Here is a 16,275-nt window from a genome sequence, read left to right on the forward strand (position 1 = left end):
ACCTATTCCAGTGTTGCTGAACCAGACGCACCAGCACTTACTGCTGTGGTTGTGAGTTTGAAATCCACGTTATGTGCATCGGTAAAGGTCGCCGTCGCATCGCATCCGCCGTTCGTACAATTTTCGTCAGGTGTAAAACTGCTGCCAGAGAACGTAACGGCGCCGCTCGAACCGCTAAAATCGACTGTGTTCGTCTTCATGTCACCCTGAGATACGGAAGTCAGAAAGGTGCCACCATCCTCGATATTTTGGAAAGTTATCGATAACTGCCTTGAAGCGAAGTTTACCGAAGTGACAAAGTTATAGGAAAGGCTGCCGCTACTTACAGCGATTGTACCTGTCGAGACACTACCACTCGTAACTTGGCGAAGGCCATCATATGTGAATGCGCTTGAAGACGAAGACGAAGACGAAGACGAAGACGAAGACGCGCTTTCTGTATTGTTGTTCAAAATCGAAGTGGTTTCAGCAGCGTTTGATGCACTATTCACGGTCCCCATTTGTGCCATGGCAACGTTGATCGCCTGGGCACTGGAAGAGCCGGTCTGGTTCTGAGCCTGTCCAGCCTGTTGTTGAGTAACGACAGGTTGCTGGCTACTTGCCGATCCGGATGGTGAACCGTTGTTGCCGCCAGATGATGCGCCGTCGCTACCTCGCGAAGCGGTCCGGACGACGTTTGTTGAAAAGTCAAACGTTGCCGCGCCGGTCGGGAAACGGGTTGGTTGGGTGACGGTGTTGCCCGAAACAAATACACCGAAATTCTCGCCGGTCACGTTTTGAGAACCGCCATTCTGGTTAAAGGCGGCAAAGGCGCCCGGGCGTGATGTTGTATCATTACGCGACAGACCCGGCCCCTGATTGACCGCCATGAAGACCGGCTGGTTTGCTGTATTCGGATCCGTGGTATCAAAGCTGCCGGGTACAATCCGGTTCGCCTGCTCTGCCGTCATCGAACGGATGAGGCCGATGGTGCCGCGAATGCCGATTGAACCAACTGGCAGGTTCACATCCATGCTAGACGGATTGTTGAGCGGAATTTTGCCGGTGACGAAGCGCATGACGCCCTTGGCCATGTCGGCAACAATGCGACCGTCGCCGGTTACCGGATCATAGACGAATTCATCAATCGCGATGTCGCTGTTCGGGCCGATGGTAAAGACGGTCTCGTCAAGCAGGAGGACTTGCATACCTGCGCCGGCTGACGTGGTGATACGATCCCCGAGATAAACCGGCATGCCGCTTTCAACCAGAACGCCGACTTCTCCAGTCACTTTGGCCAGCGTAATTTCACCGGTGACTGCGGCGGATACACCGGCCATTTCGGCCTGCACTTCTGCCTGTGCCGGTTGCGGTGCAATCAGCAAAGTGGCGACCAGAAACGGCGCACACAGCAAAGCTGTTGCAGTCAGTCGTCGGATCGATTTATTGCAGGTCAGAGGCGAAATCTTGGCCTTGTTCATCACTAGAACTCCCAGCGGCGTGTCAGAAATATCTGAGCACGGGCATTATGGTATTCATAGTTGGGAATATTTGAATTTGTGTTCAGATACTCGCCTGTAATCGACCAGTTGATTGGCGCGAGAAAGCCAAGTACCTGATTTGCCGTTACGCTATCCCCAAACAAGTCGGTCGGCAATATCGTTAATAGTGGTGCACCATATGTCAGGCGTGTCCGTATCGTGCGATCCGTCCGGTGTTGCGGCGAATTCCCGGTCGTCAGGAAATCCGGATCGCGATACTGGTCCATGCCATAGCGGATGCTGCCGCTAATGTAACTTCCCCCACCAAACAGATAAGCATGGATCAGCTCGCCGCTCAAGCTATTGTAACTGTGATAGTTTCTGGCGGCATCCTTCATCCCGGCAGACAGGTTCACTGTCGTGCGGTTGTTTGGCGACCAGGTATAGTTCCCGCCAAGCCGTGCGCCATATCTTTGGCCGGAATGCAGGCGAAGGGCGCTTGATTCAGAGGTGTTCTGATAACGCTCATCGGAATAACTGACCGCACCATTGAGGTTAAAGAATGGGCGTACGTTCCAGTCCAGGCGCAGGCGACCGGTTCTGGCGGTCAGATATTTCTCACGCGAAAGCGATTGGGCGGTCTGGCTGAGTGTCGGGGTCAGCATCCAGTATCCGCCGCGAATGCGTGCACCGACATCAACCGAGAAAGAGCCAAGGTCAAGCGCATCCAGCTGGACCTGATCACTGCCATAGCCGGTTACAGCAGCAAAGACTTCATGGCCTTCCTGATAGCCAAGGTCGTAACTGATGTCATAGCGAAGCGCCCCGATATAGGCGATGTCGTTATTTGGTTTATCACCGCTTGAGGTGATGGCAGTCGGTGTGCCGGTCAGAAGCTGGATCTTGTCATTCGGCGCCGAATTGCGGTTGCTGTCGATCTGGCTTCCCAGCGTCAGGGTCATGCTTTGCGACAAACGCTTTCGGCGGCGCTCGATCGCGCCGACATATTGTCGGATGTTGCTTTCGACCTCTGGCGAGATATTCATCTGCAAAAGGCGTTCAAACTGAGTGCGTGCCTCATCAAGGCTATCGAGGCGATAAAGCACAATCGCATAGTACAGGCGCACTGGTGCAAGATCCGGGTCCAGCACGAGAATGCGTTCAAGTGTTGCCGAAGCACCGCGAACTTCACCGCGCGCCAATTGCGCCTTTGCCCAGCGGAAGTTCAGAACAATGTCGTCGGGATTTGCAAGGATATCGGCATAGGTGATGTCGCCGCCATCGTCTGTCCGCATCAGGAAATTCGCCCGTGCGGTAACGTCGGTCAGTCGTTCGAAATCTTCCGAGAACTGGCGCGCCTCATCTGTTCGCACATCAATACTTTGCTGTGCGCGGGCTTCGACCATTCCGATTGCAAGCACCGTCATGCCCGTCATCATCGACGCGGTCACGTACTGCCATATGCCTGTCTTCAAACTGTTTTCCTACCATTGGCAGGTCATGGCAGCTGCCGTGTCGAAAGCCTGTCACGGGCAAAGGTTGGTGACGAAACCCGATTGGCGACCATAACCTGTTTGGAACGTATCCAATCAGACTATTGTCTTTGAAAACCAAGGGATAGCCATTCGGCAGGGTGGTTTGTGTCAGTGTACGAGGATAGGTTTTTTATCCTTGCGAATAATAAATTTACCGGAAGGTAGCATGTGTCCTATACATAGGGCACTCAGGGTTATACCGCAGTGCCGCCAACTGTCAGACCATCAATGCGCAAGGTCGGCTGCCCGACGCCAACCGGAACGCCCTGGCCATCCTTACCGCAGGTCCCGATGCCGTTATCGAGTTCCATATCATTCCCCACCATCGAGACCTTGGTCAGGCTGTCCGGTCCATTGCCGATCAGTGTCGCGCCCTTGACCGGTGCGCCAAGCTTGCCGTCTTCGATGAGATAGGCTTCTGAGGCTGAGAACACGAACTTGCCCGACGTAATATCGACCTGCCCACCGCCGAAGTTGACGGCATAGATGCCGTTCTTGACGGATGCGAGAATTTCTTCCGGTTCCTTGTCCCCACCGAGCATATAGGTGTTGGTCATACGGGGCATTGGTGCATGGGCATAGGATTGACGGCGTCCGTTGCCGGTGGATTTCACCCCGGTCAGACGCGCATTGAGGCGATCCTGCATGAAGCCCTTGAGAATGCCGTCCTCAATCAGGACGGTTTGCTGGGTTGGTGTGCCTTCGTCATCAATCGAAAGCGACCCACGGCGGTCATGAATGGTGCCGTCATCGACAACCGTGACACCTGGCGATGCGATCCGCTGCCCGAGAAGCCCGGCAAAGGCAGATGTGCCCTTGCGGTTGAAATCGCCTTCAAGCCCGTGGCCAATGGCCTCGTGCAAAAGAATGCCGGGCCAGCCCGGACCAAGCACCACGGTCATTTCACCGGCGGGGGCGGCAACCGAATCAAGGTTCACAACCGCCTGACGAAGTGATTCATCAACCGCCTTCTTCCAGGTCTTTTCATCAAAGAACCCGTCATAACCGATACGGCCACCTTCGCCGTGCGAACCGGTTTCCATGCGATCGCCCTGTTTGACGACGACCGAAACATTGAAGCGTACAAGTGGGCGAATATCGCCAATGCGCTGTCCGCCGGAACGCCAGATCTGTACGGCCTGCCAATTGCCGGAAATCGATGCCGAAACCTGCACAACACGCGGATCCCGTGACCGGGCATAGGCATCAATCTGGGCCAGCAGATCGACCTTGGCTTCAAAGGTTGCTTCACCCAACGGGTTCACATCGGAATAAAGCGACACATTGGTGCCAATTGATCCCAGATCGACCTTTCCCGAACGGCCCGATCCAACTGCCTTGACGGTTTCGGCCGCACGCGCAACCGCGTCATTGGACAGTTCATTGGAATGTGAAAAGGCGGTGGCTTCATCGGCAACAGCGCGCAGACCAAAGCCCTGAGCGGTATCAAAGTTCGCACTGCGCAGGCGGCCATCATCCCATACAAGGCTTTCGGATTGGCGGTATTCAAGGAAAAGTTCGCCGTCTTCGGCCGTGCCAAGCGCATCATTGACCTGTGATTCAAGCCGGTCGCGATCAAGATCGCCCTTGGCGAAAAACAGGTTGTCGGTGGTGCGAAGATCGGTCATGGAACCTCCTTGGGGCCGGGATTATTCGGCCAGAGAAAATGTCTTTCCCGGTATGACATAAAGGTTGAGGCAGTATTTTTCCTTACTCAATTTAGGGTTTCTGGTGCCGTCAACTTTCGCCTATACAGGTACTTGTTCGGGCCAAAGCCAAAGCAATCGCCCGAATGGTTTATATAGACTGCAATAACCAATTATGAAAGCCCGTGGCAATGTTTGTCGAACATCCCCAACGCGTCGCCCTTCATAATGAAATTCACGCCCGACCCTTTGGCGGTGTGACGAGCCCGGCGCGGTGTTCCTGCCTTGCCTTTCAAACGGGTGAGGATCTTGATCAGGATGTGCGCGATCATTTCACGGCGTTTTGCAATCGTTATAGTCTGACACCGCCCGCCCCGGATCAGAAATACTTTGAAGCTGCTTGTGATGGCTTTTCGGTGATTTGGGAACGCCACGCGGAATTCACGGTCTATGTATTCAAACGGACCGAACCGTTCGATAACCCGTTTGAAGACCCGGTGATCAATCTGGTGCCGCGCGACTGGCTTGATGCAACGCCGGGCCAATTGCTGGTTGGGCTGCACATTGTTGTCGACAAGTCTGAGCGCGGAGACGAGGAGCTTTCAAGGCTGTTTGATCATAATGGCCTGACCGGCAGCCGGATCCTCGGCGGTACCGCACAGGTCTGGACGGATTTTCGTCTGCATGGCGATGGCTTTGGCCGCATTCTGATCAGGGATTGCGGTCTGGAACACCTTCAAGCCGGGCGTCTGGTGCAGCGTCTCAAGGAAATTGAAGTCTATCGCATGATGGCGTTACTGGCCTTTCCGCTGGCGCACGATGCAACGCCAAAGGTGTCCGAAATTGATACGCGCCTGTCGGAAATCACCGCCGAGATGGCCAGCAAGAGCCAAACCAATGACGAAGAGACATTGGCAAAGCTGACCGATCTGGCCGCCCAGACCGAGGAAATGGCAGCATCGCTTAATTACCGTTTCAGTGCAGCACGGGCCTATTACCGGATCGTGCAGGCGCGCCTGGGTGAGTTGCGCGAAGAACGGATCGAGGGCATGCAGACCATTGCCGAATTTCTGGAACGTCGATTGGCACCGGCCATGCGGACATGTCAGAATATCGGGGACCGGTTGGAGGTTCTCTCAAAACGTGTCGCGCGGGCCAACAATTTGCTTCGGACCCGTGTTGATATCCTGCTTGAGGCACAGAACCGTGACCTTCTGGCGAGCATGGATCGCCGGGTGAAGTTGCAGCTTCGCCTGCAACAAACCGTCGAGGGGCTGTCGGTCGCCGCCATCACCTATTACGCGGTGGGACTATTGGGCTATCTGTTCAAGGCGATCAAGGATACCGGTGTCCCGATCAATGACCGCGTTGCCACGGGCGTTGCGGTGCCGCTCGTCCTCGGCGCGATCTGGTTTGCCATGCACCGCATTCGCAAGGCCCTGCACAAGGCAGACGACTAGCTTCGAAGCCGATAGGCGGCATACGTTGCGGTGCAGACCAGAACAACCGCACCAGCCTGATGCGCGACGCCAAGCGGCAACCAGACAACGCTGAGAAGCGTTGAGATGCCAAGGGCAACCTGAAGGCACGCCGCCGCCAGAACCAGATGGGTGGCAAGGCGTTGTTTGGCATCAAGGCCCCATTTGCCAGCAGACCACCAAAAGACCAGCACCATGACAAAGGTCAGTTTCGCCAGCCAGCGGTGATCCCACTGTACGGTCATGTGGTCTTCAAATGGCGCGAGCCACGTCGGATCAAAGACATAAAGCCCGTCCGGGATCAGTTGGCCATCCATCAGCGGGAAGGTGTTGTAAACATGCCCGGCATTAAGACCAGCGACAAATCCACCGGACAGGGCCGTAAACACGATCAGGCCCAATAACTGCCATGCGCTCTTTGATGCGCCAGTCGATGCGCTGCGCGGGCTCAATTGCTGCAGGCCGACCCAAAGCAGGGCGATGAAAATCACGAGTGCTAGTCCGAAATGCGCGGTCAGGCGGTATTGGCTGACGTCTGGTCGATCAACCAGACCGCTCATCACCATATACCAGCCCATCAGACCCTGCAGACCGCCCAGGATGAAAAGCCCCCAGAGCTTCCACTTGGTGGCGCGATCAATCGATTTCTTGGCCAGGAACCAGACAAAGGGGATAAAGAACACCACCCCGATCAACCGGCCCCAAAGACGGTGGATGAATTCCAGCCAGAAGATCGATTTGAAATCCTCGACCGACATCCAGGCATTGATTTTCTGAAACTCGGGATATTGGCTGTACTTGATGTAAAGCGCTTGCCAGTCCGCTTCATTCATTGGCGGGATGATGCCGGTGAAAGGCCGCCATTCCACAATCGAAAGCCCGGATTCCGTCAGGCGCGTCAGGCCGCCGATCACCACCATGATGAACACCATCGCCGCACAGGAAAACAGCCAGATGGCGACGTTTCTGTTGGCTTGTGGTTGTACAAGGCTGACTTCGGACAGGGCGGGGGCGGCACTGCTGGACATCTGGACGCTCTCTTGACGATATCTTCTGGCGGATGTGTTTTTGAAATTTGGCCCAATATAGGGCGATTTTGCAAAAATTGCAGGAAAAGCTTTACGGAAAATCCGGGAGGCTGGATCAGCGTAGAGTGATTTAATAAATACTTACATTTAGTGTTATTTATATATAAAACACATAAAAAATGTATTGAATAATTTCATATCCACACTCATAGTGATGGGTAATAGAGAGAAACCCGCATTAGAGGATCGACGATGTTTCCCATCAATCTGGACCTGACGCGACTTTCGGTCGCTTTGGTCGGCAACGGTCAGGCCACCCTGAACCGTTTGCGCCAGTTTGACGGTGATGGGGCAAAATACGTCACCGTCTATTCAGAAGACCCGATACCCGAACTGGCCGAGCAGGCCGGCGACCGGCTGCAGCGCTATTTGCCGAATTCGGCAGATATCAATGCCGCCTCGATCATGTTTATCATCGACCTTGATATGAAAAAGGCCGCTGAGCTGGCATTAACGGCCAAGGCTGTCGGGACGATTTCCAACGTTGAGGACGTAAAGCAATATTGTGATTTTTCGTCGCCTGCGCGCATTCAGCGCGGTGATCTGATGATCACGGTATCGACCAACGGACATAGTCCTCGGCTTGCCGGCCGTATTCGTCGTGCGCTTGAAAAATGGTTGGTGCCAGGCTGGGACAAACGCTTGCAAGAGCTGTCCAAACAGCGGGAAAAATGGAAGGCCGACGGGGCTGACATGCAGACCCTGCTGCGCAAGACCGATGAATATATCGATCAGCGGAGGTGGCTGCCATGAATGTCATGCGTGAAGAAGACATCGTCACCGGCGGCTCCATGTCGGTTGAAGAAGCCACAGATCGTGCAGCCCGTTTGCTAGATCAATATGGCCACCTTCAGGGTGTTTCGCTGATCGAGCCGATGGTGCATCAGGAATTCAATGGTCGCATCACTATGACCTCCTCCTTCGGGACAGAGGCTGCAGCCCTGCTGGCGTTGGTCGCGGAAGTGGACCCGAACCTGCCGATCATTTTCCTTGATACGCGCAAGTTGTTTGGTGAAACGCATACCTATCGTGAACAGCTGGTGGATCAACTGGGCCTGACCAATATCAAGATCATGCGCCCGGACGAGGAAAAGCTGAAGGCCGAAGACCCCAACGGGATGCTGTTTGCATCTGATGTGCCGAAATGCTGCTACCTGCGCAAGGTGGAGCCGCTTCAGCGCGCGCTTGAGGGCTATGACGCCTGGCTGACCGGACGCAAACGCTTCCACGGCGGGGAGCGTGATGCCCTTCCGGTGGTCGAGCCTGCTGGATCGCGCATCAAGATCAATCCGCTGGCGGGTTACAAGCGCGAGGATATCGACGATATCTTTGAGCACCGTGCGCTTCCGCGTCATCCGCTGCAGGCCGAAGGTTTCCTGTCCATCGGGTGCATGCCCTGCACGGAGCGTGTTGACCCCAACACGACCGATGTCCGTGCCGGACGTTGGGCCGGGCAGGACAAGACCGAGTGCGGCATTCACTACATCATCTAAGCCAAATCAGGCTTTCACGAAAAACCCGGCCATCTGGCCGGGTTTTCTCATTCAGATCGTGATGCCCTGAAGTTTCCTGAACAGGGTGACCGCATAACGATCTGTCATGCCGGAAATGTAATCCATCACCCGCATCAGGCGACTATAGAGGTCCGGGGCTGCCATCAGTTTGCCCGACAAAAGCTTGTCAATCCGATCCGCCTGTGGTGGCAGGCGTTTACCGTGATTTTTATGTTCGTCAATGTCGATGGCCGCGCGGACAAAGCTGTCCAGCAGGCCATTGATGACCTCAAAACCGGCCATTTCAATTGGCAACACATGCGGGGCGTTGTAAATCTTTTGCACCGCCAGCTTTTTGCAGGCCTTGGCATGCGGGCCAAGTGGTGTGTTGGCCAGAAGGTCACCTTCGATGGTGCCGGCAAGCAGTGCGTCTTCATGTTCGATGAAGGCATCAACGGCGGCCTTGACCAGATTGCCAATCGCCTTGCCACGCAGGAAGCCGATGCGGTCATTTTCCGATTTCTCGGCATACCAGCCTTCAGCCCGCAGGTCATTCCAGCGCTGCTCGGCATCGCCGTCATATTTTTCCGGATGGCGGGCAATCGGGGCAAGCGCGCGTTCAACTTCCTCGAAACTGACACAGCCCAGTTCCCAGCCATCTTCTAGATCTACGACGGAATAACAAATGTCATCAGCCGCCTCGACCAGATAGACCAGCGGATGGCGCCGCCATGCCCCGTCAAATCCTTCAAGCGGTGACAGGCCACAAACCCTGGCAATCGCATGGGCAATATCGCGTTCAGCCTGATAATAGCCGGGCTTTTTAAGGCCGGTATATTCCTTGCGGCGCGCGTCGGGCACAGACGTGCTGCGCGGATATTTGATGAAGCTGCCAAGTGTGCCGTAAGTCAGGTTAAGCCCACCATCAAAGCGCTTCATTTCAAGCTGGCTGATGATGCGAAGCCCTTGCGCATTGCCTTCGAAATGGCGCAAATCTTCAAGTTCCGGCCCGGAAAGACGTGAGGTCAACTCATCCTTGGCAAGGCGCGATGTGGTGAACCATTCATTGATGGCATCTTCGCCGGAATGCCCGAATGGCGGGTTGCCAATATCATGCGCAAGGCAGGCCGCCTGAACCATATAGCCGATATCGGCCACCGTGGTTTCCGACCCCTTGGGCAGGTTTTTTACGATATGCGCACCCGCCATCAGGCCAAGTGACTGCCCGACCGAGCCGACCTCAATCGTGTGGGTCAGGCGGGTATGGACATGGTCATTGTCCGAAAGCGGATGAACCTGCGTCTTGTTTTGCAGGCGCCGGAAGGAGGATGAGAAAATCACCCGGTCGACATCGATCTGAAACGGGCTTCGGCCATCTGGCGTGGGATAGGGCGCGCCTTCGGGCAAGCGGACCTTGCCATCCTTGAATTCAAGCCGATGCGAAGAAAGAAGATCTTCCCAGCGCATTTTATCGCCAGACCCTTGTGCAGACGACGCCACTTTTTACCCCTGTCCGTATCGAATGTTCTTTTCAGATGTTGTTCTTTGGCAACTTTAACGGGCCGGGGAGTCCGGTGCAATCGGACAAAGGCATTTGCCGCCGATTGCACCGAATTTGTTGGCAATCAGCCAAAGAACCAGCTTTGCGGGTTATCAATCGGACGCCCATTCAGGGCACGCAACATGCCAATCACATTACGCCCGATAAACCACGCGGTGGTGTAAAGCCCCATCAGGCCGACAATCGCCCAGCCCAGAAGCGGGATCCAGCCAATCACGAAGGTGAAGAAGCCAAGAATGATCGCGTACAGGATGCTGATCCAGAATGTGCGGATTACAAACGTGTAGTGGCTGTTGGTCCAGTGATTGTCGTCTTCGCGCGCGACATAGGATACGATCAGCGCGATCAGCCCGGTGGCAAAGGCGGTAAACAGGGTTGCGATCATAAGCCCGTAACAGACAAGGGCCGTATTCCCGCCGCGCTCGTCGGTAAAGCGCGGTGCCGTGTCAAAAGACGCATCCTGACCGTGGATATGGTCGTTCATGGATAAAATCCTATCAAAGTTGTCGTAATCCCCATCGCGTCTTGCTCATCATATAACCTAAAAGTTTAAAAATGCTATTCCCCAGTTGCGGCCTTTGTTGCCAAAGCCGGTTTGGGGCGTGCGATTGTCTGCCATCACACAATTTTTACGCCTGATTTGCCGGGTTTTACCTCGACTCTTGGCAAATTCGCCCTACATTTGGCGCCATGTTGTTAATTGACCAAAAACAGGAATTTCCGCATGTCGGACTATGATTTTGATTTGTTTGTTGTCGGTGCCGGTTCGGGCGGCGTGCGCGCAGCCCGCGTGGCATCGGGATATGGCGCAAAGGTCGCCATCGCCGAAGAAAGCCAGGTCGGTGGTACCTGTGTGATCCGGGGCTGCGTGCCGAAAAAACTGCTGGTTTACGGCGCGCATTTTGCCGAGGATTTCGAAGATGCCGCGTCCTATGGCTGGACCCTGCCCGAGGAGCCGAGCTTTAGCTGGAAGACGCTGATTGCCAACAAGGATGCCGAGATCGAGCGTCTCAATGGCATTTATAAAAAGCTTCTGGCCGGTTCAAACGTCGAACTGTTTGAAAGCCGCGCGGTGCTCAAAGATGCCCACACCCTTGATGTCGGTGGCAAGACGGTGACCGCCGAGCGCATCCTGATTTCAGTGGGCGGCACGCCGGTCATGCCTCACATCCCAGGCATCGAACATGCGATTTCATCCAATCAGGCGTTTCATCTGGAAACCCTGCCCGAAAGGATTGCCGTTGTCGGCGGCGGTTATATTGCGGTTGAGTTTGCCGGTATCTTCGCCGGTCTTGGCGCGAATGTGACCCAGTTTTATCGTGGTGATCAGATCCTGCGCAGCTTTGATAACGATATCCGTAACCATCTGGCTGAGGAAATCGTCAAAAAGGGCATTGATCTGCGGCTGCACACCAATGTCACGGCGATTTCGAAAAACGATGACGGCTCGCTGACCCTGACGCTGACCGGTGGTGGTCATCAGGAAGTCGATGCCATCATGTTCGCCACGGGCCGTGAACCGAAAACCCATGGTTTGGGTCTTGAGCAGGCCGGTGTTGAACTGAACGACAAGGGTGCGATCCTGACCAATGCCGGTCTGCAGACCAGCGTTCCGAACATCTATGCGGTTGGTGATGTCCGCGATCACGTGCAACTGACCCCGGTCGCGATCAAGGAAGGCATGTCATTTGCTGATACTGTCTATGGCGGCAAGCCGTGGTCGATGGCCTATCAGGCAATCCCGACCGCCGTCTTTAGCCAGCCGCCGGTCGGTACCGTCGGCTTGACCGAGGAAGAAGCGCGCGACAAAGGCAAGGATATCGATATCTACAAATCGACCTTCAAACCGATGCGCCACACCCTGTCGGGCCGTGATGAAAAAACGCTGATGAAGCTGATCGTCGATAAGACCACTGACGTGGTGCTGGGTGCCCACATGGTCGGCCCAGATGCCGCTGAAATCATTCAGGGTATCGGCATCGCGGTGCGCATGGGTGCCACCAAGGCCCAATTCGACCAGACCGTTGCGGTCCATCCGTCAGGTGCCGAGGAATTCGTTACCATGCGCTCCCCGGTCAGCGATTGATCGTTAGCGGACGCAATCATGAAGAAGGGCGGCGCCATCTGGCGCCGCCCTTCTTTATTTGATTCGGTTATCGCCCAGTAATGCCCGGGAAGATGATCAGCAGGGCAACCGCCAAAATCTGCAGGCAGATAAACGGCAGGAGGGCCTTGAAAATATCGCCCAGTGATATGTCCGGTGGTGCCACGGATTTAAGGTAAAACGCGGCGGGTCCGAAGGGTGGCGACAGGAAGCTGACCTGCATGTTCATGGCAAACAGCACCCCGAACCAGACCGGATCGAAGCCGAGCTCTTTTACGATTGGCACAAAAATCGGCATCGTCAGAAGGGCGATGCCGACCCAATCAAGAAACATGCCCAGCACAAACAGGATCAGCATCATGAACAGGATGATGATGGTTGGATCATCGGAAATGCCGGTAATGAGCCCGGAAACAAACTTGATCCCGCCCATCAGGTTAAACACACCAACAAGGGCGGATGCGCCGATACCGATCCAGACAATCATGCCACATGTCGACAGCGTCTGAACGGCGGCGGCTTTGATCATGGATAGCGAAAATTCACGGCGCAGGATCGTGGAGGCAATCACGCCGGCCACGCCAACGGCTGATGCCTCTGTCACCGAGGCAATCCCGCCATAGATCGATCCCAGAACACAGAACACGACCAAAATCGGCAGAAACAGGCCTTTGAGCAGGCGAATCTTTTCCGCGTGCGGGATTTTTTCGGTCTGGGGCGGTGGGGCAACATTGTTACCGGTGTAGGAGCGAAACAGGATATAGGCTACGTAAAAACCGGCCAGCATGAAGCCCGGCAAAAAGGCCGAGGTAAACAGATCGCCGATCGATACATTGGCGGTCAGGCCGTAAATGATCAGAACGATTGATGGCGGCACCATGGTGCCAAGTGACCCACCGGCACAGACCACCCCGATCGCCAGGTTCTTGTCATACCCCTGACGCAGCATCTGGGGCAGGGCGATCAAACCAAGCAGGACAATCTCGCCGCCGATAATGCCGCTCATCGCGGCCAGGATCACCGCGACAAAGATCGTTTGAACCGCGACGCCGCCCCGAAGTCTGCCGCCAAAGAGCCGCATGGCATCAAACAGATCGCGCGCAATCCCGGACCGGTCGAGGATCGCCGCCATCAGGACGAACATCGGCACCGAGACAAACACAAAGGATGAAACGAATGAATAGACGCGGCTGGTAATCAGCGGCACGGCCATCGGGCCAAACCAGCCCAGCGTGAAAATCAGTGCGATCAGCAGCGTGACAAACGCCAGCGGCATCCCGGTAATAAGAAAACCAAGCAGCATGACGAACATGGCAAGCGTGCCGTATTCAATGCCAAGGGACTGTAAATCAAACATCATGCCGGTTCCTGAATGCGCATGTTCGCATGTCGAATTTCAAATATGGACGGGATTGCTGCGTTACTCGGTGGCGTCTTTGCCGCCAAGTCCGCGCATGTAATTGATCGCAAGAATGATGAATTGCACGGTGAGTGCGATCATCACGATCAGCAAAAATATTTTAAGCAGCGACGGAAATGGCGGGTTCCAGGCCGATCCGCTGGTTTCCAGGCGAACTGAACCATCCGGTGCAAAGGCCGCCCGCCCCACCATCAGCCAGGCTGCCCAGGCAAAGAAGCCTGACGCCACCGCACAGATCAGCGAGATCGCAATATCAAGGAAGCGGCGCAGTTTCGGGCCAGCAATGTCATAAATGATGACCACGCGGATATGCTTGTCACGCGATGCACAGAAAAGGCCACCAAACACAAAACCGATCCCGCACAGGAAGGTCGTGGTTTCATGGGCCCAGAGTGTCGGTCTGTCAAAGACATGCCGCATGACGATTTCAATGATCAGAACACTCATCGAGGCCAGAAAGCCGATGGCAAACACAGTGCCGGTTTTCTCGACCATTTTGCCAAAAAGGCCCGACACTGCCGGGACGGTTGTCGTTTCCGGTTCTGGCAGGGTCGGTGCGTTCTGTTCCGCGGGATGGGTCATCACAGATAATCCTTCGGGGTCGTAATACAAGCAGCCTGCAATCTGGCAGCGGGGGAGGCCGCGTTCCAATCACATCGTCTCAAAACGTGATGAGATGCCAGACTGCATCGGGGAGACAAATTCGAGTTCGCACAACGTCATACCCTAGGACTGCTGTGATCCGGGCAAGGGATCAGGGTGTTCTTGCCCGGATCGGGTGCTTGGGGTCTTAGATCATGCCCTGCGCGGTCAGATATTCCATCAGGGTATCATAAACCTTCTTGGCATTCTCGGAACGCGCAGCAGCCTTTTCCCACTGTTCGGTGGCAATAGCGCGGAACTTGTTGCGTTCTTCCTGCGACCAGTTGTGAATGGTGATGTCACCCTTCGCACGCGCCTCGGCAACGGCCTTCATGTCCTTGGCAACCAGCTGGGAAACTTCATCCTGTGCAAGGTCGCGGACCGAAACCGTCAGGATTTCCTGAAGGTCGGCCGGCATGCTGTCCCACTTGGTCTTGTTCATCGAAACTTCGACCAGCGGCATAGAATGGAAGCCCGGATAGACTGGATGTTTAGCGATGTCGTGCAGGCCTTGTGCCTGGTTGGTCGAGAAGACGGTATAATCGGCAGCCTCGATCACTTTTTTATCAAGGGATGTAAAGACTTCCGAGCCCGGAATGTTGACCGGGGTTGCGCCGGCCGCAGCAAACACTTCGTTCACCATGCCTTCTGGCGCACGCATTTTAAGACCTTTAAGGTCATCAACACCATCAAGCGGGACCGCGGAAACAAAGGCCTCAAGACCCGGGGTGGTGGCACCAATGAAGTGCAGGCCATATGGCTCGACCAATGAATTCATCAGCTCCTTGCCGCCGCCATATTCCATGAAACGGAACATTTCCTGCGGATCGGACCAGGCGCCAACCGGGTTCGCGATCAGCCCGAACGCCGGATCCTTGCCCGAGAAATAGCTGGTATCGGTGATGTGACCATCAAGAATGCCAGCGGCAATCGCATCCTGGGTTTCGTTATGTTCGACAACCGAACCAACCGGCAGCATTTCGATCGAAATGCGGCCGCCGGTCAGGGTGCCAACACGTTCTGCCCATTCCTGCTGAATGATGAAGTTCGGGTTGCCGGCCGGATCGCTCGACTGGAATTTAAGGTCGTAATCCTGCGCATTTGCCGCAAAGGGTGCGGCGGTGGTCATGGTGATGGCAAGCGCTGCGCCAGCCAGTGTTTTCAAGGACGTTTTCATCTGTTTTCTCCCTGGGTTGATTATTTTACGTCAGTTTCCGGTGCCGATCTGGCATCTGATGCTGCGTAACGCTGCTTCAAACCCGAAGCAGCGGTTTGGACGATGTCTTCAAGCGGGCCTTCGATTGAGACAGCCAGCGGGTCTTCATCGGGGCCCGGCGGTTCAAGATCGTGAAGCTGACTGTCAAGAAGTTGCGAGGGCATGAAATGACCTGCACGGCTGTTCATGCGCTCGAATATCAGGTCGCGGGGACCATTGAGGAAAACGAAGCTGACCTCCCCCAGGCGCGTGCGCAGATAATCGCGATAGCGACGCTTGAGCGCAGAGCAGGCGATAAAAACGGTTCCGGGAAACGGGTTGCCGCGCGGGGTCGTCGGATCGGTGGATTGGCCGATATGCTCGGCCGCGGTTGAAACGGCGTCCAGCCACGGCCAGCGCATTTCATCATTAAGCGGCAGGCCACGGCTCATATGGTCAACATTGGCCTTGGGGTGGTGGTCGTCTGCATCCAGCCACGCATTATCCGTGGCCGCAGCAAGGCGGCGTGCTGTTTCGGTTTTGCCCGATCCGCACACGCCCATGACGACAACATATCTGGTCTGCCGATTCATAAGGTTCTTCGTTCTCACTGGTTTTCAGGGCTTGGTTTTACTCTTGGACAGCCCTGTCGT

At 55.3% G+C, this 16,275-nt stretch carries 14 protein-coding genes; 4 read left to right on the top strand and 10 right to left on the bottom strand.

Annotated features, from left to right (window positions below; all coding sequences use genetic code 11):
- Window positions 1-2: 2 nt before the first annotated feature.
- The 3 genes from ACXAIA_RS16360 to tldD form a co-directional block, all read right to left on the bottom strand.
- Complete coding sequence (locus ACXAIA_RS16360) at window positions 3-1,364, bottom strand: FecR family protein (protein ID WP_475350264.1); 1,362 nt, start codon at window positions 1,362-1,364, stop codon at window positions 3-5.
- A gap of 98 nt (window positions 1,365-1,462) precedes the next feature.
- Entirely contained in the window at window positions 1,463-2,935 is a 1,473-nt protein-coding gene (locus ACXAIA_RS16365; protein WP_475350265.1) for a hypothetical protein, read from the bottom strand.
- 254 nt (window positions 2,936-3,189) lie between these two features.
- The gene (tldD, locus tag ACXAIA_RS16370; RefSeq protein ID WP_475350266.1) at window positions 3,190-4,623 is read right to left on the bottom strand and encodes a metalloprotease TldD; all 1,434 of its coding nucleotides are present in this window, start codon (window positions 4,621-4,623) and stop codon (window positions 3,190-3,192) included.
- Between the two features lie 209 nt (window positions 4,624-4,832).
- On the opposite strand from tldD, the gene ACXAIA_RS16375 reads away from it, so the two are divergent.
- Complete coding sequence (locus ACXAIA_RS16375; RefSeq protein ID WP_475350296.1) at window positions 4,833-6,101, top strand: DUF3422 family protein; 1,269 nt, start codon at window positions 4,833-4,835, stop codon at window positions 6,099-6,101.
- Here ACXAIA_RS16375 and ACXAIA_RS16380 read toward each other — a convergent pair.
- Entirely contained in the window at window positions 6,098-7,147 is a 1,050-nt protein-coding gene (locus ACXAIA_RS16380; protein ID WP_475350267.1) for a COX15/CtaA family protein, read from the bottom strand. The genes ACXAIA_RS16375 and ACXAIA_RS16380 overlap by 4 nt on opposite strands.
- A gap of 252 nt (window positions 7,148-7,399) precedes the next feature.
- On the opposite strand from ACXAIA_RS16380, the gene ACXAIA_RS16385 reads away from it, so the two are divergent.
- A complete protein-coding gene (locus tag ACXAIA_RS16385) occupies window positions 7,400-7,960 on the top strand; it encodes a precorrin-2 dehydrogenase/sirohydrochlorin ferrochelatase family protein (RefSeq protein ID WP_475350268.1) in 561 nt (186 codons plus the stop codon).
- Window positions 7,957-8,700 carry a phosphoadenylyl-sulfate reductase gene (locus ACXAIA_RS16390; RefSeq protein ID WP_475344888.1) on the top strand — a complete coding sequence of 248 codons (744 nt, stop codon included), beginning with the start codon at window positions 7,957-7,959 and terminating at the stop codon, window positions 8,698-8,700. The genes ACXAIA_RS16385 and ACXAIA_RS16390 overlap by 4 nt, the downstream gene beginning before the upstream one ends.
- Before the next feature lie 51 nt (window positions 8,701-8,751).
- Here ACXAIA_RS16390 and ACXAIA_RS16395 read toward each other — a convergent pair whose 3' ends face one another.
- Window positions 8,752-10,200, bottom strand: a complete 1,449-nt coding sequence (locus tag ACXAIA_RS16395; protein ID WP_475350269.1) for a deoxyguanosinetriphosphate triphosphohydrolase — start codon at window positions 10,198-10,200, stop codon at window positions 8,752-8,754.
- Between the two features lie 125 nt (window positions 10,201-10,325).
- The gene (locus ACXAIA_RS16400; protein WP_475344891.1) at window positions 10,326-10,745 is read right to left on the bottom strand and encodes a DUF4870 family protein; all 420 of its coding nucleotides are present in this window, start codon (window positions 10,743-10,745) and stop codon (window positions 10,326-10,328) included.
- Between the two features lie 240 nt (window positions 10,746-10,985).
- Here ACXAIA_RS16400 and gor point away from each other — a divergent pair, with 240 nt between their 5' ends.
- Window positions 10,986-12,347: a glutathione-disulfide reductase gene (gene gor / locus ACXAIA_RS16405; RefSeq protein ID WP_475350270.1), complete on the top strand. Its 1,362-nt coding sequence runs from the start codon at window positions 10,986-10,988 to the stop codon at window positions 12,345-12,347.
- Window positions 12,348-12,414: 67 nt separating this feature from the next.
- Here the strand turns inward: gor and ACXAIA_RS16410 are convergent, their stop codons facing one another.
- The 4 genes from ACXAIA_RS16410 to ACXAIA_RS16425 form a co-directional block, all read right to left on the bottom strand.
- Window positions 12,415-13,725, bottom strand: a complete 1,311-nt coding sequence (locus ACXAIA_RS16410) for a TRAP transporter large permease (protein WP_475350271.1) — start codon at window positions 13,723-13,725, stop codon at window positions 12,415-12,417.
- 60 nt (window positions 13,726-13,785) lie between these two features.
- Complete coding sequence (locus ACXAIA_RS16415) at window positions 13,786-14,367, bottom strand: TRAP transporter small permease subunit (RefSeq protein ID WP_475350272.1); 582 nt, start codon at window positions 14,365-14,367, stop codon at window positions 13,786-13,788.
- Between the two features lie 208 nt (window positions 14,368-14,575).
- On the bottom strand, window positions 14,576-15,604 hold the full coding sequence (locus ACXAIA_RS16420) for a TRAP transporter substrate-binding protein (RefSeq protein WP_475350273.1): 1,029 nt from the start codon (window positions 15,602-15,604) through the stop codon (window positions 14,576-14,578).
- A gap of 20 nt (window positions 15,605-15,624) precedes the next feature.
- A complete protein-coding gene (locus tag ACXAIA_RS16425) occupies window positions 15,625-16,215 on the bottom strand; it encodes a gluconokinase (RefSeq protein WP_475350274.1) in 591 nt (196 codons plus the stop codon).
- Between the last annotated feature and the right edge of the window lie 60 nt (window positions 16,216-16,275).

It is taken from the genome of Thalassospira sp. ABL2_045, assembly GCF_056161285.1.